This is a genomic window from Collinsella ihumii, from assembly GCF_900046475.1.
GTDB lineage: Bacteria > Actinomycetota > Coriobacteriia > Coriobacteriales > Coriobacteriaceae > Collinsella > Collinsella ihumii.
This window is the reverse complement of the sequence record NZ_FCOU01000007.1, coordinates 101594-123496: the sequence shown is the minus strand read 5'-3', so window position 1 is coordinate 123496 and position 21903 is coordinate 101594. Positions and strand designations below refer to the sequence as shown.

The following is a 21903-nucleotide window of genomic DNA, read 5'->3' as shown; positions in this document are numbered from 1 at the left end:
CCACGCAGAAAGAGGAGGCAGACAAATCCTCTTTCCGCCCTTATCTGCTTGTACCCACCTCGGACACCTCACGCTGCATCATGTGCGTTTTGGCCAGCGAACGGTAGATCGGGTACCCCAGAACATACATGATAACCGCTTCACCAGCGCCGGTCGTCACGAGTCCGAACAGATACATGAGCGGCCATGCGCCGTCGAGCGAGATGGACGTGAAGGGGATGGTGTAGAAACCGACGCCCGTCAGGAGTATGGGCAGGTACGCGGGGACGATCAGCGCGTTGGCGAGCACGGGGCCGGCAAGGGCGATCGCCGGATGCCTGCGCATCTTCCACGTGAACAGCGCGCCGACGCACGTCGCCAGCGAGCCGAACACCACATCGAGCAGGCCGAGCGCACCGGTGCCCGACAGCGCGATGTTGGCGATGTTGGCGATGGCGCAGCCCAGCGTGAGGCCGGGCACGGCGGCGGGCGTCAGCAGCGCGAGCGCGCAGAGCGCCTCGGAGATGCGGAACTGGATGGGGCCCCAGGCCAGGTTGCCCAAAAAGAGCATGGTCACCAGCGTGCAGGCCGCATAGACGGCCGCGATGACGCCGGCGCGGGCGATGTAGTTCGTTTTCATGTTCAAGGTCACCTTCTACAGAATCGGAGGGCTTTACTGGTTTGCAGCAAAGCCCTCCGACGAAGGTGCGGGTATGGGGCGGCGCGGTACCGTCTACGAGACGCCTCGCATACTGGAGAGCTTTACTAGCAGGACAAAGCCCACAACCAAGAGGATCCCGATGGAAAGCACTCCTAAAGAAGGATTCCCCGTGAGCGATGTCACGACCGATACTAGCAGAGTTCCCATGACAGAGGCGTACCGCCCGAAAATGTCAAAAAAGCCGTAGTACTCGTTGGCGCGCTCCTTGGGGATGAGCTTGCCGAAGAAGCTGCGCGAAAGCGCCTGGATGCCGCCCTGGAACATGCCGACGGCGATGGCGAGGATCCAAAACTCCGTCGCCGTCCTGAGGAAGAACGCGGCGAACAGCACGATGCACACGTAGGCGAACACCGCGATCATGATCATGCGCAGCGTGCCGAACGTGCCGGCGAGCTTGCCGTAGGCGATGGCGGAGGGAAACGCCACGAACTGGGTGACGAGCAGTGCCAAGATCAGCTGGGTGGAATCGATGCCCAGCGAGGTCCCGTACGTGGTGGACATGGAGATGACCGTGTGCACGCCGTCGATGTAGAAGAAGAACGCGACCATGTAGATGAGCAGCGCACGGTCGGAGGCAATGCGCTTGAGCGTGGCCGCCAGACCGCGGAACGTCTTGGCGATCTCGGAGGCGGGCGTCTCGCCGGAAGCGAGCTCTTTGCCGAACCGCTGCCTGTAGGTGCGCAGCAGCGGCAGGGTGAAGATGAGCCACCAAGCGCCGGTGATGACGAACGACAGGCGCGTGGCCACCATCATATCGAGGCCCAGCACGCTCGGCCCCAGCATGATGAGGGCGATGCACACGATGAACGGGACGCAGGAGCCGATGTAGCCCCATGCGTACCCCGAGCTCGACACGCTGTCCATGCGCTCGTCGGTCGTGACATCGGGCAGCATGGCGTCGTAGAACGTCATGGACGAGTTGAGGCCGATGGTACACAGCACGTAGATGATCAGAAACGGCATGGCGCCCATGGGGATGGCCTGCGCCAGGCACAGCACCAGGCCGGTGAGGAAAAATCCCAGGAAGAATTTGATCTTGTTGCCGGTAAAGTCCGCAAGCGAGCCCAGGATGGGCATGAGCAGCGCGACCACGAGCGACGCGATGGTCTGGGCGTTCGCCCACGCGGTCACGAGCTCCGCCGACGAGGCTCCGGTGTTGATGGCGTCGAAATAAATGGGCACGACCGAGGTGTTGAGCAGCACGAGGGCGGAATTGCCCACGTCGTACATGACCCAGTTGCGCTCGAGCTTTGTGTATTTCATTTCGTCCCCTCCAATAGGCATCTGACCTATGGTACGGCACGAAGCGCCCGAACTGCGTCAGGATTATGTTAAGCCCTTCGGGGAGCGGCCGATCGGCGCCTTCCATGGAGCACCCCTGCAGCAGCAGGGGGCGGGGAGTCACTCCTCGCCGTCGTACTCCTCGTCGGCATCGAGGATGCGGCCCGAATAGTTCATGTGGCCGGTCACCGCCTCCATGTTGCCCGTCTGGAGGAACCGCTCCACCGCGAGGCGGTAGTCGTCGAGCGCGCGATCGAAGACCTCGGGGAAACTCTCGTTCGAGCCGGCATGGGTGAAGGGGTTGCTCCAGGCCCGGTGAGCGAGGTTCCCCGCGCCCGCGGGCGGCTCGTCCGTCACGCGATGGGCAAGCGAGGCGAGCAGCGAGTAATCGGTCATGAGTCCCTCGAGCCTGCCGATGATGCCCGATGCGAGCGAGCCCGCGGGCTCAACCAGACGATAGACCAGCTGCATGTCGGCCACCGCTCCGCCGTAGTCGGCAGCGCCGACCTCGAGCCCGTACACGCTCTTGGCGACAAAGCTCATCAAGGCGCCGGCGACCTTGTTGACGCGCTCAGTCGTCACCAGCTCGTCGACCGGCGGATAATCGGCGCAGGTTGCCCCGTTGCGCTTGATCTGCACCATCAAGACGTCCAGGTCCGCCTCGATCACCGCATGGACCTTTCCGCCCGAACGGGCGAGGTCTTCGTCCATGCGCTGGATGCCCCACTGCTGGTCGTACACGAAGGGATGCGCGTTGCGGTCGAGCACGTAGTGGGACAGCAGGCCGAGCACGAACGCCCTGCCCAGGCTGGCGTCGCGATCGGGCAGATGGCCGACACCGTCGCGCAGAGCGGCAAACTGCCGCGATATGCGCGCAGCATGCATACGGCTGCCGAGCTGCATGCACGCGGACGCCCTCGTCGACCTCGCATGGAAGAAGAACGGATCGGGGCCCTGGTTGCCGATCAAAAACGCGATGCGCTCCTCTTCGGCCGTGATGACGCCTACGGGCAAACGATCGATGCTTTCTTCGCCAAACAGATGGTGGGTGATCAGCGCGGGCATAGCGACTTCCTTCCAAACGCGTAAAAGCTCTTGCCCATTATTCCCACTTTGGCGATGTCGGGACACTTTGACGGAATGGGACCGCCTTCATTTCACCGGGAGCACAACGCCTTAGGTGAGGCCGAGACGGGATTTGGCCTCCGCCGCACGGCGCCTCGACACGGGAACCACGGCATCGATGCGGCTGCAGCGCAACTCCATCAGGCCGCTGCGCGTCACCTCGATGTCGTGCACCTCGTCCACGTTCACCAGATAGCTGCGGTGCACGCGCAAAAAGCCGTCATCGGCCAGACGACGCTCGAGCGAGGAGATGGATTCGTTGGCAAGATAGGTCCCCGTCGGACAGATCACGCTCGAGTAGTCCGCCTTGGCCTCGATGTAGCAGATGTCGCTCACCGGAATGAACGCATGGTGCCCTCCGCGCTCGACAGCGAGCCGGTGGACCCGCTCGGCGGGAACGGGCGCGCAGCGGGCGCCCAGCAGCGCCGCAACCTTGTCGAGAGCGCGCGCCAGGCGCGCCTCCTCGACGGGTTTGAGCACGTAGTCGACCGCGTCGAGCTCGAAGGCCTCGGCGGCGTACTCGGAAAATGCCGTCACGAACACCACTGCCGGCGGCGTCTTGAGGTTCCTCAGCGTCTCGGCGAGCTTGATGCCACTCGTCCCGGGCATCTGGATGTCCAAGAACAGCACGTCGGGACGGCCGGCAAGCAGCTTCTCCACCGCCTCGCTGCCGTTTGCCGCCTCGTCGATCGCGCCGATGCGGCTATCGCGCTCCAATAGATAGCGCAGCTCGGCGCGAATCGGCGGCTCGTCGTCCACCACTAGCGCGCTCCATCCACAACGCTCCATTGCCTCTCCCCTCTTATGCATGGCTCGGCTCGCGCGGCTCGCCCACAAGCTCGACCGTCACCTTGGTGCCCACGTCCTGCTGCGACTCCACTCGGATACCCGAGTCGTCGCCGAAGAAGAACCGGATGCGCATGAGCACGTTCGACAGCGCGAGGCCGCATCCGCGCTTGACCGATCCGTCGGCCGTCAGCGTCCGGGGCTCGTCGACCGCCACCTCGCGCGGCTCGAACAGATGCGCGAGGATCTCTTCGCCCATGCCGATGCCGTCGTCGGCGACCATGACCTTAAGCCCGCGGGCCGTCGCGCGCGACGACACCACAATCGACAGCGGTGCCGCCTCGCGCATGGCGTGCTTGATGCAGTTCTCGAGCAGCGGCTGCAAGATGAACGGCGGCACGCGGCACCCGAGCGTCTGCCGGTCGATATCCACGCGCACATGCAGCCGCTCCGCCCCGTAGCGGGCCTGCATGAGGTTGATGTAGCGAATGCCCTGCTCGACCTCGTGCTCAAGCGTGGTGAGCGTGTCCGAATCCGACAGCGTCCGGCGATAGTAGTTCGAGAAGTCGATGAGCAGCGAGCGGGCCTTCTCGGGCTCGGTGCGCACGAGCGACACGATCGTGCCGATGGTGTTGAACAGAAAATGCGGGTCGACCTGGGACTGCAGCGCGCGCAGCTCCACGCGGGCCGTCACCTCATCCTGGCGCTCGAGCTCGAAGCTCGCCAGTTGGGTGGAGATGAGGTCGGCAAAACCGGTCGCAAGCGCCGTCTGGCGCATGTCGATGTTGCTGAAGCGCGGGTAGTACAGCTCGAACGTGCCCACGCACCGTCCGCGCACGGCCAGCGGCGCCGCCACGCCGGCGCGCAGGCGCGGAAAGTAGCGGCGCTCCTCGGAGGCCGAAACGTCGCGCGAGAACACGCTCATGGCGCCCGACTCGATCACCTGCTTGGTGGTGGCGAGCGACACCGGCGTGCCCGGAGGGCAGCGGTCGGACCCCTCGCCCCAGCAGGCGATCACCTGCTTGCCGTCGGTGATGCAGATCGCCGAGGCCAGCGTCTCGGGCAGGATGATCCGGCAGGCGCCGAGCGCCGCGGCCGGCGTCATGCCGTGGCGCGTGTACGTGAAGATCTTGGAGGCGATGCTCAAGGTGCGGTCGGTCGCGCTCGACGTCAGGTCATCGGGGACCACGAACACGTACGAGAAGAAGAAGCACAGAAGCACGAGACCGGCGATGGACACCACGGCGGGAACGGGATGCGGATTGTCCATCAGGTCCCACACGAGCAGGATCAGCAGCAGCGGCACGCAAAGGCCCAGCAGGACGGTCATGATCACCTGGCTCGACCGCATCACCTTCGTGGGATTCAACCGGCGAGACCATCGAATAGGATGTGGAACCCTGACCATAATCGCCCCCTCTGCTCTCAACGCGAAAAAGGGGCATCGCCCCAAACGTCGTCCATACTACCTTGTGGCGCCCTCCCCTACCAGGGGTTCACTAATAGGCTGAGCAGCTGCATACCCCGCTACCTGCGCAAAGCGCGGGCCCGGCCGCGCGTCCCCCGCACGGACGCGCAGGCCGGGTCACTGAAAGGAGAGGTTGTATCGTCTAGGCGGAATACTTGTTGCGCTCGCCGAAGGTGCCGGAATCGACGATCCAGCCGTCCTTCATGATGACGTCCATGTTCTCGGGCGTGAGGTCATGGATGTTCTTGGCCGGATCGCCGTTCACGATCAGCAGGTCGGCGCACTTGCCCACCTCGAGCGAACCGGTCTCATCGTCGCAATGGGCCATCTTGGCGCCGTTGATGGTGGCGCAGGTGATGGTCTCGAGCGGGGAGATGCCGACCTTGTCGACGAAGTCGTACATCTCGTCGATGGTGACGTAGCCGTAAGGCGTCACGAAGCTGAAGGAGTCCGAACCGATGGTGAAGATGACGCCGCGCTTCTTGGCCTCGCGCAGGCAGTCATAGTTGCGCTGGAGCTCCTTCTCGACGAGCGTGCCCTCGTACTTGTCGTGAATCGCGGGCACGTAGACCGGCGGATAGGTGGAGTACCAGGTGGGCAGAAAGCCGATGGTGGGCGTGAAGAACGTGCCCTGCTCGGCCATGAGGTCCATGGTGCGCTCGTCGATGTCGAAGCCGTGGATCAGCTGCTCGCAACCGAAGCGGACTGAATCGTAGGCGGCGGAGTGAGAATTGTAGCAGTGGCTCCACACGGGGATCCCCACCATCTTGGCCTCATCGACCACGGCCTTGATCTCCTCGGCGCAGTAATGCTGGTCGCGGCCGGAATCCCAGCGCCAGATGCCGCCGCCGGTCGCCCAGATCTTGATGGCATCGGGATTCTCGCGCAGACGACGGCGCACCGCCTTGCGCAGATCCCAGGGGCCGTCGACCTGGTCGCCCCAGGGGTGGGACTCTTTGTTCTCGAGCTGGCTGCAGTGATGCGAGTCGCCATGGCCGGCGGTGCGGCAGAAGCCCAGGCCGGTCGCATAGACGCGCGGGCCCTTGAAGACGCCGTTGTTGATGCAGTCGCGCACGTGGATGCCAAAGCGGCCGATCTCGCAGACGGTGGTCAGACCGTGGGTCAGGCAGTCATATGCCTGCTTGACGGCCACGGCCTGCTTCTCCAGAAGCGGCTGCATGACCCAATCGGTATCGTCGTCGGTCAGGTTGCCGGAGAAGTGCAGGTGGGTGTCGATCAGGCCGGGCATGACGGTCTTGCCGGCGGCGTCGATGACCTCAAAGCCCTCGGGCGCGTCCTGGTAGGAGCCGGCATAGGTGATCTTGCCGTCCTCGACGAGCACGAGCGAATCCTCGACCGGGGCGCCGCCCAGGCCGTCGACGAGCTTGCCGTGTACGATTGCGTAGTTCTTGCTCATTGGTTCCTCCTTGTATAGGAAGTTACGGACGAATGCGATGGGAGGTCGGGCGGCCGCGCATGATGCCGGAGCCGTCTCGCTCCCTATGCCTTCTTGGCCCTGGTGACGACCATGAGGACGATGCCGACCACGAGCCAGCCCAGCACGATCGACCACTCGACGAGGTTGAGCGACGCGGGGCTGAAGGGCAGCACGAGCAGGCCGATGATGATGCAGCCGGCCAGGCAGGCGAGCACGATGCCGAACTTGCCGCCAGGCACCTTGTAGGGGCGCGGCAGGTCGGGCTCGGTGTAGCGCATGCGCAGGCATGCGAAGGCGACCATGGTGCACGAGAAGATGAAGGCGAGGGCGCTCACGTTGGTCAGCGGGATGAGCATGTTCTTGCCCAGGAACGGACCGACCACGGTGATGATCGCAAGCACGACGCAGGCAAGACGGGGAGCGCCGGACTGCGGATCGACCTCGGCGAACTTGTCGGGCAGCTGACCCTTGCGACCCATGGCGAGCATGATGCGGCTCGTGGCGCCGTAGAAGGAGTTCATGGGACCCATGGGGCCGAGCGTCGCGATGCACAGCATGATGACGTACAGGATCATGTTGATGTTCTTCAGGCACGCCAGCGCGGGCACGGGGCTCTCGACGAACTCATGCCACGGGAGGATCGTTCCGAAGGAGTAGATGCACACGATGTAGAAGCCGCCGGCGGCAAGCAGGGCAAGGGAGATGATCTTGCCGAACTTGTTCCAGTTGAGACCCTCGGCGGCCTCCTCGGCCTGCTGGGGGATCGTGTCGAAGCCCGCGTAGAAGAACGGGGTCAGCACGAGCACGGAGACGATGCCGGCGAACAGGTTGCCGGCAGAGGTCGCGGACTCGCTGCCGCCGGCATTCGTGACCTGCGAGAACACGGGCATGGCGTTATCGGGCGAACCGGTGAAGATCGAGATGCCCATGGCGAGCAACATGCCGCACAGCAGCGCCTTGGTGAGAAACGCCTGCAGCTTGGCCGCAGACTGGGCGCCGCGGAAGTTGAGGTAGATCACGTACGCGGCGAAACCGAGCGCGATGACGGTCGGGATGAGGTACACGTCGGCGCCCAGGATGGTGTAGAGCTTGACCGCGCGCAGCCACTCGAGGCCGGGCAGGCTGCCGAACATGTCGGACACCAGCGTAGAGATGGCGATGGCCTCCCACGGGCACAGGATGCCGTTGCCAAGCGCCAAGAACCAACCGGTGATGTAGGACGGTATGCGCCCGAAACTGCGGTCCACGTACTCGACGATGCCGCCCGAGATGGGGATGGCAGCCGTAAGCTCGCCAAACACCGCTCCGATGGGAACCAGGAATATGGCACCCAGAAGGAACGCGATCATCGCGGGAACGGGACCGCCGCCGACGACCATCCAGTCGCCCACCTGCAGCACCCAGCCGGTGCCGATGATGGCGCCGAATCCGATGGTAAAGAAGTTCCACAGCGAAAGGGTTTTCTTCATACCGCCCTGGTCGGCAGCCGCGACAGCTTTCGTATCCGCCATATCGTCCCTCCTTTCTTGTATAGAACACGCATCGGCAACTCCGATGCTTCCCTCAAGACACCAGCCCTGCGCGCGAGGCGGCGCCTTCCATGCCTCACACCTTACGGGCGAATCGAGGCGGTCCCGCGTTCAATCCGATTGAGGGAGCGACGCGAAAACGAGCGGATGCGTATCGCCGACGAGCGGTCGAAGGCGGCGCCGCGCAGCAGGTGCTTTACGTGGTCCAGGGCTTCCGGGCGCGTAAGGAAGCCGCTGCATCCACCCGTGTGCAAAATCGCACCTTGGTAAAAGGTTTCACCAAGGTGCGCGGGTGCCTTGTTCTGAATTTGGTATCAAATCTTAGGCAAGAAGGGCCGCTTGGGGGCGGATCGGAGGCCCCTCCCGGGGTCGCCGGAATCAGCTGACCAAGGAAACCGCAGGTCGCAAGCTTGTCAGATATGACCGTTTACCATTCGTACTTCCCGACTTGATACCAAATTCATGTTCATGAAACATTGACCCCCTCAATCCTGCACTTTTACGGTGCGATTTGCCCACCGCGCGCATACGGGACCGAAATCTGCCCGTCACGTGGTGTCGCGCCCGACGCTCCTCACACGCTGGGCGCTCCCTGGAAACGCTGGTGCATGTCTCGATATGCTCCGAGCCATCGGGAAACCACGGGATTACCCGCCAAAGGGGTACAGTTACTGGGCCCCTTTGGCGGGTAGCCTGGTAGACGCGGTAGTTGGGCGGACACCGGCCGCTGCGATTGCGCCCAAGGCGGGCTCTTGGCAGCGTCGCGCGGCTTGCATCCGACTCAATAAGGGCGGACGGCGTGCGCCATTCGCCTGAGCCAGCGGTCGATACAGCGGATGCGCGATATCTCTCAACAGGACCGCGCGGTACTATAGGAAAAGCTGCACCTTTACTCATATACAGGACGCAAGGAGGGATAGCATGGACGACTATCGTTCGCAACGTCGCGGTTCCGTCCGGCTCGCATCCTCCCGACAGGCGCCGCAGCCCCGCTCACCCCAGCCGGAAAAGCGCGCACCCTCACGGCGCTCAGGCGCCCCGGCTCGCAAAGAGCCGTTCATCGTGACGCTCGCCTCCTCCGTCATCGCCGCGATCTCCGACCGCATGCACCCGCCGGCGACGCGGGCGCGCACCCGTCGCCCGTCCTCGCGAGGCGGCCGCGGAGACCAGCATCTGCACAACACGTTCAGGTCGGGATCGGCCGCCCCCACGTCGAACTCGATTCATTCGCGGGGCGCCTCATACGGCCTTGGACGGGCTCCGAGCACACGAGGCAGAGCGGCCCGCACCTCCTCGGTCATCGGCCAGCCGCTTTCCGCATCGCAGCGCGGCGGCAGACCTGCCGGCATCGGCAGCGCCGGCAGGCGCGGGCGTTCCGGTTACGGTCGCGTCGAGGCCGCCCCCATCCGCGTGCACTCGATCCTGCTGCGCGGCGCCGTCATCGGCCTCGTCCTGTTCCTCGTCAGCAGCTTCATTTCCAAGCCGCAGGCAGGCATCGCCCCGGAAACGGAATCGCTGATGTTCGATTTGCCCGAACTCACCCCGACCGAGTTCCCCGTCTCGACGCCGGTCTCCGCATGGCGCCAAGGCGAGATGCCCCATCTCTACCAGACTGATGCGCAGTGGGCCACCCTCCCCTACGGCGGGGGCACCGTAGCCAAAAACGCCTGCGGTCCGACCGCGCTCACCATGATCTATGTCTATTTCACGGGCAGCACCGACATGGACCCCGGCACTATGGCGCAGTGGGCCGACTACAACAACTACGCGCCCACCGGAGCGACCGAATGGTCGTTTATGACCGAAGGGGCGGCGGCGTTCGGGTTCTACGGCGAGATGATCAACCCCACGCGCGCCAATATCGAGAGCTCCCTGCAAAACGGGCATCCCGTCATCTGCGTGGTCGATCCGGGCGACTTCACCGACGTCGGCCACTACATCGTGCTGAAAAGCATCGACGAGCGAGCCATGGTCGAGGTGTACGACCCCAACAGCCCCGAGCGCAGCGCGCGCAAGTGGGACATCGTCCGCATCATCAACCAGACCGACGTCGCCTGGAGCTATTCGAGCTATTAGCGCCCAGCAATTGCCTTTATGCCAGGCGCCCAGCACAGGGGCGCCTGCGCGGACAGCGTTGCCCGGCGGCGCCCCTCCTTCCTAATACGCGAGATGCATACCAGGGGCCTTGAGCTCCTTCAGGCGCTTTTCGTAGGCCGCGCGCGCCTCCTCCTCAAAGGCAAGCGTCACGTCGTCCGTGCCGCACACCTGCGAAAGCAGCCAGGCGGTAAACGGCGGATTGAGCGGCAGCAACGGGCCGATGATCCAGGTCGCGATGAGATTGTTCACGCGGAAGCCCTCGAGCACGCTCTTCTCGTCCAAGCCCCAGCCCGCGCTGTCTTTGATGAAGAACGTCGAGCTGTTGTCGCCCTTCATCTGCGTGAACTGGATCTTGAAGCCAACGACCTCCAGAGGGGCGGCACCCGGCTCCGGCACGAACTCGCCCACCTGAACGCACAGGTAGCGCGAGGCCATGTTGCGCACGACCTCCACGTCGAGCAGCCCGAGGCCCTCGATCGAATCGCCGTCGACATCGCGGATCACGCGGGAGAGCACCTCGGGCGCGTTGCCCGTGAACAGCATGTGCACGCCGTCGTCGACCAGCTCGGCCAGACGGTCGCGATAGGGGCGCAGGCGCTCGATCACCGTCTTTTGCTGGCGCTCGGTCATGCCGCACATGATGATCAGGTCGGGGCGAGCGGTGGCGAAGTAGGGCTCGGCGCCGTGCGACGTCTCGATGAACGTGGCGTTCGGCAGGCAGGCGCGCAGATACATGACGTTGCCGTTATCACCCGCCTGATTGCCGTACTCGGGGAACAGCACCTCGATCACCGGAGCGCCGCCGCGGTTCTTCTGCATGCTATCGGACATCGGAGCCCTCCTCGATTCGCTTGATGAGCCGCTCGCGGCTCCGCTCGACATCGTCGCCGTTGAAGATGTCGTACGCCCAGAACACCGTATCGGAAAGCGTCAGGTCGATAGCGTCCGCCGCCTCTTCCGGCGTCTTGACCATGACGAGGCGCTCCTCGTCGATGCCCGCAAGGCGCAGACGGAGCAGCAGGTCCTCGTTGGTCACGCCCTGCACGACGATCTGCTTGAACGTCGGATCGGTGAGATACTCGAAATCGGCCTGGTAGTACCAACCGATGTACTCGGTCGTGACGGGGCTTTCGGCTTTATGCGCGTCGGCGAGCATGAGCACGACGATCTTGTCGCCGGGCTCGCGCCGAATGGTGTCGAGCGCCACCGAGGTCGCCGTACTGTTCTCGCCCTTGGACGCCAGGGCGACCAGGCGCTTGCCGCCGACCTCCCGCTCCGCATAGCGCGCGGCGGTCACGTTGATGCCGCGCTCGAGCGAGGCCGCGATGGCGTCGGGCGAGATGCCCATCTCGCGCGCCACGACCGTCGCCGCGAACAGGTTGTACAGGTTGGTGAGCGAATACACGCCGAACCTGTAGGTGTAGGTCGGCTCACCAGGCGCCGCGTGCTCGCACACGGTGAACGTGTGCGCCGCGCGATCGACCGCAACGACCTCGTACGTCGGGTCGGGATTGGTGAATCCGCAGGATGCGCAGCGGGCATGACCGAGGTGGCGCAGGTGGCAGTAGTCGTACTCCAGCTTGCCGCCGCACTCCGGGCACGCTGTGAGGTCGCAGGCGATGCCCTGCGGCTCCGGCGTGTCCTCGGCCAGCGGGCCCATCGAGAAGTAGACGCGGTTGCGGTTCTGCGGCGCCAGGCGGCAGCTGATCAGGTCGTCCGCGTTCAGGATGAGGCGTGTGCTCGCCGGAATGTGCTCGCTCATCACCGAGAAGATGAAATCGGGGTTGGCGTTGCGCGAGAACGAGTCGCGGTACAAGTTCGTGACGAGCAAAAACTGCGGCGTCACATGCGGCAGCACGCGACGGAACGACAGCTCGTCGAGCTCCATGACGGCGGTCTGCACGCGCTGGCGGCCCGAAAGCCCCGCGTTTTTGACCAGCGTGCTCTCGACGCCGGTCAAGATGTTTCCGCCGGCGCGGTTGTCGACCAGGTCGACGCCGTTATCCCTCAACAGATCGTTGAGCAGGTTGTTCGTGGTGGTTTTGCCGTTCGTGCCCGACACGAACACGATGCGCTCGGGCTTATCGATATGCGTGATGAACGCCGGATCGAGCTTCTCGGCGATCACGCCCGGCAACTGGCCCGCATTGCGATGCAGGAGCTTGAGGCCGGAGGCGGCAGCTTTCGAGGCCGCCATGGCAAGGTAGAATCGGGGCCCACGACGGCCCTGAACAGCAGTGCTCACTGTTGGCATCCCTTCCCCATCAGTTATGGCATTGCGACAGGACATTATACGGCACGCACGAGGTCGCCAAATACCCTCCACCAGCACAGCAAGCCCTCATCACAAGCCGACGGGGCGGCGAGCGGCCCATCGCCCGTCCGGGAGCGCCATGCGCGCGTTTCCGGGAACCGTTGATCACTTGGTTTTGCGACGGGCGGAGCCATGGCGAGACGGATGCGGGCGACGGCGCCCGCCGAAGTGGAGCCACCCGCGCCGATGGAAGCACACGATCTCCGCCACGGCGATCACCAGGCACACGGCGACCACCAGTGGATAGCCCCACGGCTCCTGCAGCATGGCCATCGTCGGAAAGTTCATGCCGTACCAGCCCGTGATGAACGTCAGCGGCATGAAGATCGTGGCGATAACGGTCAGCCATTGCATCACGCTGTTCTGGCGTATGTCGATCTCCTCCTGATAGAGGCCGTTGAGCTGCAGGCTGTAATCCTGAAGCGACTCAAGCCGCGTGGACAGACGATCGAGCATTCGCGCGAGCGAATGAAACCGCAGCCGATCGCCTTGCGCGACCAGCTCGTCTGAGCCCTCGGACAGCTCGGACGCGATATCGGACATTCCCTGGTACAGTGCGTCGAACCCCATGAGGCGGCGTGCATCCGCCATCATCTTGCCGCGATCGACACGGCGATGCCCCTCGAGCAGCCGTTCTTCCAGCACCTCGAAATCCCGGCGAACCGCGGACAGGAGCACGGGATGATCGCGCACGGCGTAGCGCATGACGCCGCACAGCGCGCCCGCGGCCCCCGCCATCGGCACGCGTTCCCGCACGAGAAACGTCAGGGCCTCGCTGCAGGCCTCCATCTGCCCGATCAGGCGCAGGCGGGTCGGCTCGAGAACGACGCCCACGTTCACCGGAGGCGCACCGTTCGAGGCGCCTGCCGGCAGCGCGATCACGCCTGCCGCCATGCCGGGAGCAAACTCGATAAACGGCACATAGGCGTGAGGCATCTGCGCGACCGCCTCGCGCAGGACATGGCCGGCACCCTCCATATCGAGCTCTCGCTCGTCGAGCGCCTCTATGCGCCCACGGCTCCCCGTGCCATCGGATGCGCTTCCTTCGACCAAGCGCCCATCCTCGATATGCCAGACCCGCATACCGCTCGCCTCCCTACATGATGCGCCGCGCCCTATCAACGCTGTTGTACCCACGAGGGCGGTACGAGAGCGCGGGCGAGCCTTCAACGCGACGCCCCCCATTCCGGGTCGCGCCGACCGAACAAGAGAACAAACGAGCCGCTGCAGGTAACCCGACCTGTCACCCCGCGCTCAGCAGCGCCGCGGCGGTACCGGGGTCGTACCCGTATTTCTCCATCTGCTGCACCACGATGCGCTGACGGGCCTGCGCGGCCTCGGGATCAGCCGCAAACCAGCTCGGAGCGTTCGGCAGCCCCGCCATAAGGGCGCACTCCTCATCGGTCATCTCTGCGGGCGCATGCCCCAGATAGCCCCATGATGCCTGCCCGATTCCGGTGTACCCGTCGCCAAAATAGGAGGAGTTCACGTAGAGCTCCAGGATCTCGCGCTTGTCGAACATCGCCTCGAGGTCGAACGCCATGAACACCTCCGCCACCTTGCGCTCGAAGCGCTTCTCCTGCGTGAAGAACAGATTCTTAGCGACCTGCTGCGTGATGGTGCTCCCGCCCTCTGCGAGACTCATGGTGCGGATATCGTTGACGACGGCACGCCCGATAGCGATCACATCGATGCCGCCGTGGTCGTAAAACCGGTGATCCTCGACGGCGACCACGGCGTCGAGGTAGCGCTGGGGCAGCTCATCGATGCCGGTGTACCCATCTTGGGCGCGCAGCCGCTCGACCGCCTGCTCGATGCTCCGCTCCGCCAGGGCATCGCGATACATCCCGTATCCGCGCCACGTCACGAACGCGCACAAGGCGACCGCCGCGATCACCACGACGACAAGCAGCCGCTTCACGATACGCGCCAGCATCTTCATAGAGCACCTCCTTGCCGGTATTGTCCCCAAAAAGAGCCCGCGGCCCATGAAGATGCTCTTGAAGTTCGCTAACAGTTTTGCAATGTTGCGCCGCGCGTGCGCCGCTCATGGCCGTGCGTGAAGCGCAGCTACTCCCACATCATCCACGCAATCGAAGAGAGCGCGTCGCGCCCCACGTACCTCATGGCGACGTTGAGAAGGTCTCCGAGCGCCTCGCGGATGATGCCGCTCGATTCCTGATCGAGACGGCGCGACGCCTCGACCAGCTGGCGGAACCACTGCGCGCCTCCCGCCAGCACGTCGCGCATGTCTTTGGCGCCGCTTGCCTCGACAGCCGCCCAGACCGCGTCGGCGATGCGCTCCATGCGCGCCTCGCCGACATGTGCAAGCCATTCCGCAGAGATGTCGCGCACGGCGCGGGAAACATCACTCAGCGAGTCGCGGTAGGCGAAGTCGTCTCCGGCGATTTCCCAAGAGAAGACGTTGTGCTGGTCGATACCGACCGCGGTGCTGGATACCACATGCGGCTCCACGGGGCAGTCCAGCAGCATCCCGACAATGGAATCCTGCGGAACCGTCCGATGGATGCGCCCGTCGAGCGGTGCGAAATCCTCCTCCGAAAACAGGCCGCGCTTGAACCCCGGCGCATCGTGGCTCCACACGTGCTCGATGCGACCCCTCGTTGCATCCGAGCAGGTCAGCGCCGCATACAGCGCAAGATTGCCTCCTTTTGAGTGGCCGCCGATATGCAGGCGACGCGGAAGGTAGGGCGCCACCTCCTCCAGGTACGCCCTCGCGAGGTTCTGCGCGGCGACCTGGGGCCGATACGCCATGTCGAGGTTCTCGCGCCACCCGGTAAACGAGACATCGGTCCCCCGAAAGCCGACGTACGCAAACGCATCGCGCCACACGAACGTGCACGCGGCAAACTGCGTATGGGAGGACTCATCGAACACGCTGCGGTAATAGCGCAGCTCAAGACCGCCGAAGCGGCGGCTGGTACCCCCGACAACAAGACAGCGCCTGATGTCTTCGGGGACAAGGCCCGTGACCTTATCATCGCGATCCGCCACATGGGCCGCATCGCCGAGCCGCACCGGCGATGCGGCGGGCAGCAGCACGGACGTCAAACGGCGAAGGACACCGCTCGAGGGAGTCGGTGGAGGAGCCACGACGTCACCGAAATCGACCATGCTCAGCTGGGAAAGCACTGCAGAATCGAGCGGTCCGAACGGCTTTTCGTCGAAGGTCGCTTGCTCCGTTTCCAGATAGTCGAACAGTGTAGGCATACCTCTCCCCCACAGACTCGCACTACCCGCCTTGTACCCCAATCGAGAAGCTGGGGAACCACCGATCCATTGCTTTCGCGTGCCGAGAGAGGCCTGTCCGATGGGTTGTTTGGGGACGGGTTCGTTTCAACCCATTGCGGCCGAAACGACACGACCGTTCACCCTGAGGTCCTGCGCCTTGCCCGAATCCATGGGTTGAAACGAACCCGTCCCCAAACAACCCATCGCAGGGGCCCGAACGAAAAAAGGGTTCCATTTCTGGAACCCTTAACATTCAATGGTGCGGGCGAAAGGACTTGCGCGTCGCGTGCGCGACGCAATCGCTGCGGCGCCTTCGGCGCCTTGCGCGCTCCGCGGCCAACGGCTCGCGCCGTTGGCTCCGCTCCGCGCCTTCCCAGGTTCAAGTCCCTGCAAGGTGCCCGAACGAAAAAAGGGTTCCATTTCTGGAACCCTTAACATTCAATGGTGCGGGCGAAAGGACTTGAACCTTCATGGGGTTGCCCCCATATGGACCTGAACCATACGCGTCTGCCAATTCCGCCACGCCCGCGTGCCGTTTTATCTTAGCAAAACTCACGACGAGTGCAAGAGATTTTTTCGAAATCTCTTGTCCCGCGCGAACGGCCCTACTTATCGGACGTCAGATGAATGGCAAAACCGCCGATTTCCTGCTTGAAGTACACCAGGCGCGTCGAGCCGTCCGGGTTGAGCGCACGCGAATCCTCATTCAGCTCGAACCCGCGATCGGAAAACCACTTCTCGGCCGCCGGCATATCGTTCACATGGAAACCGATGTGTCCCTTGGTGCCGCGACCGTTCTGCTTCATGACCTCGACCAGCGTATCGGCGAACAGGGACACGGGGGTGTCGTACTCCGTGAAGCCCATGAGCCTGCCGAACTCGCTGGAGATGGCCTTCGCGTCATCGGGGTCCGTCGCGTTGATGCCCACGTGGGCGACGTACATGTCAAACAGCTCTACCGGGTTCTCGTTTACCTCTGCCATGGTTTGCTCCTCTCCTCGCTCCGCACGCCAAAGGCGCTACGCGCCCATGAGGTCCAGAATCTGTTTCTCGGTGTCGGCGCGGCCCTTGCCGGTCAGCACGGGAACGCCACTGATATAGTCACAGGTTATACCCTTGGGGGCAATGGTCGTTGCAACCAAAACGTCCGCGTTTTCGCACTGATCGGGGGCCTCTGCCATGGAACAGCGCACGATTTCGTAGTGGCCTGCGTACCCATGGGCGTCCAGCAGGTCACCGATATATCCCGCGACGATGGCCGATGTCACGATTCCCGTACCGCACGCTACGACGATTTTCTTCATGCGCCCTCCCTATCGCTCACGTTCAAAGCCCATGGTACGCAACAAGACGGGCGGCACCTGGAGAACTTCTCCCACTGTACACCGTGCATCGGTTTGCGGGATAATACCCTCTGCACTTCACCGCGACGGGCCCGCACGGCCGGCGCGCAATCTCTGGAGGACCCTATGGACCCGTTGCAGATCTTTACGATTGTCACCATCGTGATGTTCGTCGTTTTGGCCGTCATCACGCTGTTCATCTCCATCAACAAGCGCACCCTGTTCGCCAAGCTCGAGGGGCTGATCGAGCAGGGCAAGTTCGACGAGTTCTTCAAGCGCATCGATTCGCCGATGACCCGCCTGGTCTATCCGGACTACAACCGCACCTACTTCAAGCTCAACGCGTACATGATGAAGGGTGACTACAAGGCGGCGAACACCGTCCTCGACGATCTGCTGTCGCGCAAGACCAGCTCCGAGCAGCGCGCCGACCTCGTCGTCAAGGCGTTCAACATCTACATCAGCCTCAACAAGGCCAAGAAGGCAAAGGCCATGCTCGACGAGATCGATCAGCTCGAAGACGCCAAGTACAGCAGCGCCAAAGAGGATTGCCGCATGATGTACGACATCGCCATTCTCAAGAAGAGCAACTACATCGACCAGATGGAACGCGCCCTGGACAAGATGTCCGGCCCGGCGCGCGGCCGCCTGGAGTACCTGCTCGCGCTGCAATACCAGAACCGCGGCGACATGGCGAAGCGCAACGAGTACCTCAACCGCTCCACGCGTGCCATGCGCGAGGCCATGGGCGGAGATACCGAAGCGAAGTAACCTATCACCATACGTGGTTCATAAGCCCTATCGAGGCTGCGGCGGCCCCATGTTCTCGCCGCAGCCTTTTTTGTTTTCATGCAGAAAACCTATTTGTGCCGATAGGGGCGGTGGGACTCGCGTCCGCCTGCGGCGTCCGCGGCTCCGGGCGGCTGCGCCGCCCTCGCGCGCTCGCTGGGAAACGCTCGCGCGTTTCCTCAGTCTCGCGACCTCCCGGTTCGAGTCCCCGCACCGGGCACGAAACCAAAAGGGCCCCATCGACGGGGCCCTGTTCATGCTGGTAGGGGCGGTGGGACTCGAACCCACGATCCTTTCGGCCGAAGATTTTAAGTCTCCTGCGTATGCCAATTCCGCCACGCCCCCCGTAAGGGAAGAGTGTATCACGACAGCTCAGGCGTCCAGCCGATTGCTGGAACTTCGCCCGACAAAACCTCTGCCACCGTCGTCGCCATACCCACCAGCAGGCTGTTCTCGCTAACCGTCAACGATCGATAGCCTCCCGCTCGCAGCACCTCGCGGATGATGAGAGCGCCGCCCAGCATCACCGGGGCGCGCTTGGGTTGGATGCCCGGCAGCTGGGCAATCTCTTCAACCGTACGCACGCGCATCAGGTCGATGCATGCATCGACGTCCGCCGTCGTCAGCTCATGGAGATGCACGAACGCCGAATCGTACACCGCGAGCTCATGCGCCATCGCCACGAGCGTCGTCACCGTTCCGCCGACGGCAACAAGGCAGTCGGGGCGCTCGCCGACCTCGTCCCAATACGAGGAGAACTGCTGGGCCGCCCATGCGCTCGCTTCTTCGAGCTGGGAGGACGCAGGAGGATTGCCCGCCAAGAACCGATCGGTGATGCGACGGCATCCGATATTGAGCGATTGCACCCGCTCGAGTTCAAGCGGACGTCCCGGCACATAGCTTCCCACGGCGAGCTCGGTGGAACCGCCGCCGGAGTCGGCAACCGCGATTCGGCGCTCGGGAAAATCATGCGCCACGCCGTAAAACGTCAGGCGCGCCTCGATCTCCCCGGGAATCACCTGAGGATGCAGGCCCAGACCGCGAAGGCCCTTGATGAGGACGTCGCCGTTTTGCGCATCGCGCGCGGCGCTCGTCAGCGTCGTGCAGACGGCATCGGGCGCAAACGCGCCGATCTCGCGCACGAACCCGGAGCACGCATCGATCACGCGCTGCATGGCAGCATCGCTCAGGCACCCGGTCGCGTCGACCCCCTGCCCCAAATCCGTGATCTGCGTAAGCTTCGTCGATTCGACGATACGGCCGTCCTCAACATGCGCCAGCAGCAATCGAGAGGAAACGGTACCGAGATCAACTGCCGCAACGCGCATGGAAGCCCCCTATTCTCCGCCTGCCGAGGTGACCGTCTGCCCCTCGACGCCCTCATAGAAGAATATCGTATCGAGCATCTCGATGTACCACGGCGCCTGCTCGGCAACAGCGGCCTCCGCCTTCTCCGCCTCGGCGGACGTGGAGGGCACATCCTGGGACGCATCGCCTGTCGACTCTCCGTCCGAGGAATCCTGATCAGCGCCGTCGCCGGTCGCGGCATCGGCATCGGCATCGGACGAGTCGCCGTCCTGATCCGTGCTGCCGTCGGTGCCGGTCAGCTCGATGCGCGTCTCGCCGGGCAGCACCATGCCCAGCTCGGAGCGGGCAGCCTCCTCGATACCTTCTTGGGACAGATAGCGGTCGACGTTTTCCTGCAGCCCCTCGTTGTACGAGTCGCGCAGCGCGACCTGCTGGCTCAATATCTCGCCCGTGCGCCATGCCGTGTAGTAATCGCGAATGGGGAAGTACAGGCCGACCGCCACGGCCACGGCGACCACGGCGATGAAGATGGGCCTGAGCGAGCCGGACGTCACCGTGTGGACGGCCTGAACCACCCTGCTGTCCGCAGCGTACTTCATGAAGTTCGTGGACCGCTTGGAAGATCCGCTCTCCCCGCGCTCGCCTACAGCCTGCGAACGGCGCCTATCCGCCCCCTGGCCACCCGGGACACCTCGTCCCGATGATCCGGAGCGCGGCCGGTCGGCCTGCTGCATGCGATGCGTGTAGACGCGACGGGCTCCTTCTTCGGCCCCCTGCGACATGCGCGGGCCAGATGACGAGCCGGCAAGCGCCACCCTGCCGCGCGGGGAGGGACCCGCAAAGACGGCTCGATCGGGCGACACGGCCCGCTGACGGGTCGACGCAAGAGACACAGGATTGTTGCGGTAATCGTTCATAGAGCGCCTTGTGTGGTTGAAGTGCGTGTGCGCGAGTGCTCTAGTTATACCACGCGCCCCCGTTTCAGTTGTGCAGGGATTGGGCTTTCAACCGCTCGCAGAATCCACCCGGAAAGGACGGCGCAAACAGAACGCAAGGGGCGGCGCCGGGCTCCCCTGCCCGGCGCCGCCCCGTTCATCGCGCGACGCGCACGCGGCTATGCCGCCCTCAAGCGTCTTCCTAACGCTTCTTGATGTTGTAGAACGCGTCCCTGCCGGCGTACTGCGCGCTCGTATACAGCTCGTCCTCGATGCGGATGAGCTGGTTGTACTTGGCAATACGGTCGGAACGGCACGGAGCGCCCGTCTTGATCTGACCGGCGTTGGTCGCCACGGCCAGATCGGCGATGGTGGAGTCCTCGGTCTCACCGGAACGATGGGACACGATGCACGCATAGCCTGCCTTCTTGGCCATCTCGATCGCCTCGAGAGACTCGGTCAGCGAGCCGATCTGGTTCACCTTGACCAGGATGGCGTTGGCGGCGCCCATCTCGATGCCCTTCTTGAGGCGCTCGGTGTTGGTGACGAACAGGTCGTCGCCCACCAGCTGGACCTTGTCGCCGATGCGCTGCGTGAGCTTGACCCAGCCGTCCCAGTCCTCCTCTGCGAGGCCGTCCTCGATGGAGATGATGGGGTACTTCTCCACGAGCTGGGCCCAGTAGTCGATCATCTCGTCGGTCGTGAGCTCGCGGCCCTCGCCCGCCAGGACGTACACGCCGCGCTCGGCGTCATAGCACTCGGTCGTGGCGGGATCCATCGCGATCATGAAGTCATCGCCCGGCTTGTACCCGGCGGCCTCGATGGCCTTGACGATGTACTGCAGGGGCTCCTCGTTGTTGGCCAGATCGGGGGCGAAACCGCCCTCGTCGCCCACGCCGGTGCTGTGGCCGGACTCCTTGAGGACGCTCTTGAGCGTGTGGTACACCTCGGCGCACCAACGCAGGCCCTCGGTAAACGTGGGGGCGCCGACCGGCATGATCATGAATTCCTGGAAGTCGACGTTGTTGTCGGCATGCACGCCGCCGTTCAGGATGTTCATCATGGGAGTCGGCAGCAGGTGCCCGTTCACGCCGCCCAGGTACTGGTAGAGCTCGAGACCTGTGGACTGCGCCGCCGCGCGAGCAACCGCCAGCGAGACGCCGAGGATGGCGTTCGCGCCGAGATTGCCCTTGTTGGAGGTGCCGTCCGCCTCGATCAGCGCGGCGTCGAGGGCGCGCTGATCGAACGCGTCCATGCCGATCGCCGCGTCGGCGAGCTCCTTGTTCACATGGTCGACGGCCTTGGTGACACCCTTGCCCATGTAGCGGTCCTTATCGCCGTCGCGCAGCTCGACGGCCTCGAAGGCGCCCGTCGAGGCGCCGGAGGGCACCATGGCGCGGCCAAACGATCCGTCCTCGAGCACCACCTCGACCTCAACGGTGGGATTACCGCGGGAATCGAGCACTTCGCGACCGTAGACATCCAGAATTTCGCTCATGTTGCGTCCTTTCGCTGTGAGCCAAACATCTCTTGCCCGG

At 64.0% G+C, this 21903-nt stretch carries 19 protein-coding genes and 2 tRNA genes; 2 read left to right on the top strand and 19 right to left on the bottom strand.

Features of this window, described 5'->3' with window-relative positions; genetic code table 11:
• Positions 1–40 precede the first annotated feature (40 nt).
• The 7 genes from BN3789_RS05890 to BN3789_RS05860 all read right to left on the bottom strand — a co-directional run bounded on the left by BN3789_RS05890 (position 41) and on the right by BN3789_RS05860 (position 8309).
• Positions 41–619, bottom strand: coding sequence for a QueT transporter family protein (locus tag BN3789_RS05890; RefSeq protein ID WP_187119122.1), 579 nt, complete (start codon positions 617–619; stop codon positions 41–43).
• A 93-nt stretch (positions 620–712) separates the two neighbouring features.
• Positions 713–1963, bottom strand: coding sequence for an MFS transporter (locus BN3789_RS05885; protein WP_066831662.1), 1251 nt, complete (start codon positions 1961–1963; stop codon positions 713–715).
• A 138-nt stretch (positions 1964–2101) separates the two neighbouring features.
• Positions 2102–3046, bottom strand: coding sequence for a zinc dependent phospholipase C family protein (locus BN3789_RS05880; protein WP_066831661.1), 945 nt, complete (start codon positions 3044–3046; stop codon positions 2102–2104).
• 111 nt (positions 3047–3157) lie between these two features.
• The gene (locus BN3789_RS05875) at positions 3158–3895 is read right to left on the bottom strand and encodes a LytR/AlgR family response regulator transcription factor (RefSeq protein WP_066831657.1); all 738 of its coding nucleotides are present in this window, start codon (positions 3893–3895) and stop codon (positions 3158–3160) included.
• Between the two features lie 13 nt (positions 3896–3908).
• The gene (locus BN3789_RS05870; protein ID WP_066831655.1) at positions 3909–5243 is read right to left on the bottom strand and encodes a GAF domain-containing sensor histidine kinase; all 1335 of its coding nucleotides are present in this window, start codon (positions 5241–5243) and stop codon (positions 3909–3911) included.
• A 259-nt stretch (positions 5244–5502) separates the two neighbouring features.
• Positions 5503–6777 (bottom strand): metal-dependent hydrolase family protein, encoded by a 1275-nt coding sequence (locus BN3789_RS05865; protein ID WP_066831648.1) that lies wholly within the window; start codon positions 6775–6777, stop codon positions 5503–5505.
• Between the two features lie 83 nt (positions 6778–6860).
• Complete coding sequence (locus BN3789_RS05860) at positions 6861–8309, bottom strand: APC family permease (protein ID WP_066831645.1); 1449 nt, start codon at positions 8307–8309, stop codon at positions 6861–6863.
• Between the two features lie 939 nt (positions 8310–9248).
• On the opposite strand from BN3789_RS05860, the gene BN3789_RS13210 reads away from it, so the two are divergent.
• Positions 9249–10403, top strand: a complete 1155-nt coding sequence (locus BN3789_RS13210) for a C39 family peptidase (protein WP_229254226.1) — start codon at positions 9249–9251, stop codon at positions 10401–10403.
• Positions 10404–10484: 81 nt separating this feature from the next.
• Here BN3789_RS13210 and BN3789_RS05850 read toward each other — a convergent pair whose 3' ends face one another.
• The 8 genes from BN3789_RS05850 to BN3789_RS05815 form a co-directional block, all read right to left on the bottom strand.
• Entirely contained in the window at positions 10485–11255 is a 771-nt protein-coding gene (locus tag BN3789_RS05850) for a glutamine amidotransferase (protein ID WP_229254224.1), read from the bottom strand.
• Positions 11245–12669 (bottom strand): MurT ligase domain-containing protein, encoded by a 1425-nt coding sequence (locus BN3789_RS05845; RefSeq protein WP_147569578.1) that lies wholly within the window; start codon positions 12667–12669, stop codon positions 11245–11247. Before BN3789_RS05845 ends, BN3789_RS05850 begins: the two co-directional genes overlap by 11 nt.
• A gap of 174 nt (positions 12670–12843) precedes the next feature.
• Positions 12844–13821, bottom strand: coding sequence for a CorA family divalent cation transporter (locus BN3789_RS05840; RefSeq protein WP_066831640.1), 978 nt, complete (start codon positions 13819–13821; stop codon positions 12844–12846).
• A gap of 160 nt (positions 13822–13981) precedes the next feature.
• On the bottom strand, positions 13982–14680 hold the full coding sequence (locus tag BN3789_RS05835; protein WP_066831639.1) for a biosynthetic peptidoglycan transglycosylase: 699 nt from the start codon (positions 14678–14680) through the stop codon (positions 13982–13984).
• Between the two features lie 128 nt (positions 14681–14808).
• Positions 14809–15969 (bottom strand): Mbeg1-like protein, encoded by a 1161-nt coding sequence (locus BN3789_RS05830; protein ID WP_066831638.1) that lies wholly within the window; start codon positions 15967–15969, stop codon positions 14809–14811.
• Between the two features lie 463 nt (positions 15970–16432).
• Positions 16433–16519 (bottom strand) — tRNA-Leu (locus BN3789_RS05825).
• Positions 16520–16595: 76 nt separating this feature from the next.
• On the bottom strand, positions 16596–16973 hold the full coding sequence (locus tag BN3789_RS05820) for a VOC family protein (protein WP_066831625.1): 378 nt from the start codon (positions 16971–16973) through the stop codon (positions 16596–16598).
• Between the two features lie 36 nt (positions 16974–17009).
• Positions 17010–17294: a PTS sugar transporter subunit IIB gene (locus BN3789_RS05815; protein ID WP_066831623.1), complete on the bottom strand. Its 285-nt coding sequence runs from the start codon at positions 17292–17294 to the stop codon at positions 17010–17012.
• A gap of 165 nt (positions 17295–17459) precedes the next feature.
• On the opposite strand from BN3789_RS05815, the gene BN3789_RS05810 reads away from it, so the two are divergent.
• Positions 17460–18104 (top strand): tetratricopeptide repeat protein, encoded by a 645-nt coding sequence (locus BN3789_RS05810; protein ID WP_066831621.1) that lies wholly within the window; start codon positions 17460–17462, stop codon positions 18102–18104.
• Positions 18105–18382: 278 nt separating this feature from the next.
• On the opposite strand, the gene BN3789_RS05805 is transcribed toward BN3789_RS05810, so the two are convergent.
• The 4 genes from BN3789_RS05805 to eno all read right to left on the bottom strand — a co-directional run bounded on the left by BN3789_RS05805 (position 18383) and on the right by eno (position 21863).
• Positions 18383–18467, bottom strand: a tRNA-Leu gene (locus tag BN3789_RS05805).
• Positions 18468–18484: 17 nt separating this feature from the next.
• Positions 18485–19450, bottom strand: a complete 966-nt coding sequence (locus BN3789_RS05800; protein ID WP_066831618.1) for a Ppx/GppA phosphatase family protein — start codon at positions 19448–19450, stop codon at positions 18485–18487.
• 9 nt (positions 19451–19459) lie between these two features.
• Positions 19460–20347, bottom strand: coding sequence for an FtsB/FtsL family cell division protein (locus BN3789_RS13205; RefSeq protein ID WP_187119121.1), 888 nt, complete (start codon positions 20345–20347; stop codon positions 19460–19462).
• 220 nt (positions 20348–20567) lie between these two features.
• Positions 20568–21863, bottom strand: coding sequence for a phosphopyruvate hydratase (gene eno / locus BN3789_RS05790; protein ID WP_066831609.1), 1296 nt, complete (start codon positions 21861–21863; stop codon positions 20568–20570).
• Positions 21864–21903: the final 40 nt, after the last annotated feature.

Excerpts from the sequence above, each read along its gene's own strand:
- BN3789_RS05890 (WP_187119122.1), bottom strand. The coding sequence starts at position 619 with ATGAAAACGAACTACATCGCCCGCGCCGGCGTCATCGCGGCCGTCTAT.
- BN3789_RS05885 (WP_066831662.1), bottom strand. The coding sequence starts at position 1,963 with ATGAAATACACAAAGCTCGAGCGCAACTGGGTCATGTACGACGTGGGC.
- BN3789_RS05880 (WP_066831661.1), bottom strand. The coding sequence starts at position 3,046 with ATGCCCGCGCTGATCACCCACCATCTGTTTGGCGAAGAAAGCATCGAT.
- BN3789_RS05875 (WP_066831657.1), bottom strand. The coding sequence starts at position 3,895 with ATGGAGCGTTGTGGATGGAGCGCGCTAGTGGTGGACGACGAGCCGCCG.
- BN3789_RS05870 (WP_066831655.1), bottom strand. The coding sequence starts at position 5,243 with ATGCGGTCGAGCCAGGTGATCATGACCGTCCTGCTGGGCCTTTGCGTG.
- BN3789_RS05865 (WP_066831648.1), bottom strand. The coding sequence starts at position 6,777 with ATGAGCAAGAACTACGCAATCGTACACGGCAAGCTCGTCGACGGCCTG.
- BN3789_RS05860 (WP_066831645.1), bottom strand. The coding sequence starts at position 8,309 with ATGGCGGATACGAAAGCTGTCGCGGCTGCCGACCAGGGCGGTATGAAG.
- BN3789_RS13210 (WP_229254226.1), top strand. The coding sequence starts at position 9,249 with ATGGACGACTATCGTTCGCAACGTCGCGGTTCCGTCCGGCTCGCATCC.
- BN3789_RS05850 (WP_229254224.1), bottom strand. The coding sequence starts at position 11,255 with ATGTCCGATAGCATGCAGAAGAACCGCGGCGGCGCTCCGGTGATCGAG.
- BN3789_RS05840 (WP_066831640.1), bottom strand. The coding sequence starts at position 13,821 with ATGCGGGTCTGGCATATCGAGGATGGGCGCTTGGTCGAAGGAAGCGCA.
- BN3789_RS05835 (WP_066831639.1), bottom strand. The coding sequence starts at position 14,680 with ATGAAGATGCTGGCGCGTATCGTGAAGCGGCTGCTTGTCGTCGTGGTG.
- BN3789_RS05830 (WP_066831638.1), bottom strand. The coding sequence starts at position 15,969 with ATGCCTACACTGTTCGACTATCTGGAAACGGAGCAAGCGACCTTCGAC.
- BN3789_RS05820 (WP_066831625.1), bottom strand. The coding sequence starts at position 16,973 with ATGGCAGAGGTAAACGAGAACCCGGTAGAGCTGTTTGACATGTACGTC.
- BN3789_RS05815 (WP_066831623.1), bottom strand. The coding sequence starts at position 17,294 with ATGAAGAAAATCGTCGTAGCGTGCGGTACGGGAATCGTGACATCGGCC.
- BN3789_RS05810 (WP_066831621.1), top strand. The coding sequence starts at position 17,460 with ATGGACCCGTTGCAGATCTTTACGATTGTCACCATCGTGATGTTCGTC.
- BN3789_RS05800 (WP_066831618.1), bottom strand. The coding sequence starts at position 19,450 with ATGCGCGTTGCGGCAGTTGATCTCGGTACCGTTTCCTCTCGATTGCTG.
- BN3789_RS13205 (WP_187119121.1), bottom strand. The coding sequence starts at position 20,347 with ATGAACGATTACCGCAACAATCCTGTGTCTCTTGCGTCGACCCGTCAG.
- eno (WP_066831609.1), bottom strand. The coding sequence starts at position 21,863 with ATGAGCGAAATTCTGGATGTCTACGGTCGCGAAGTGCTCGATTCCCGC.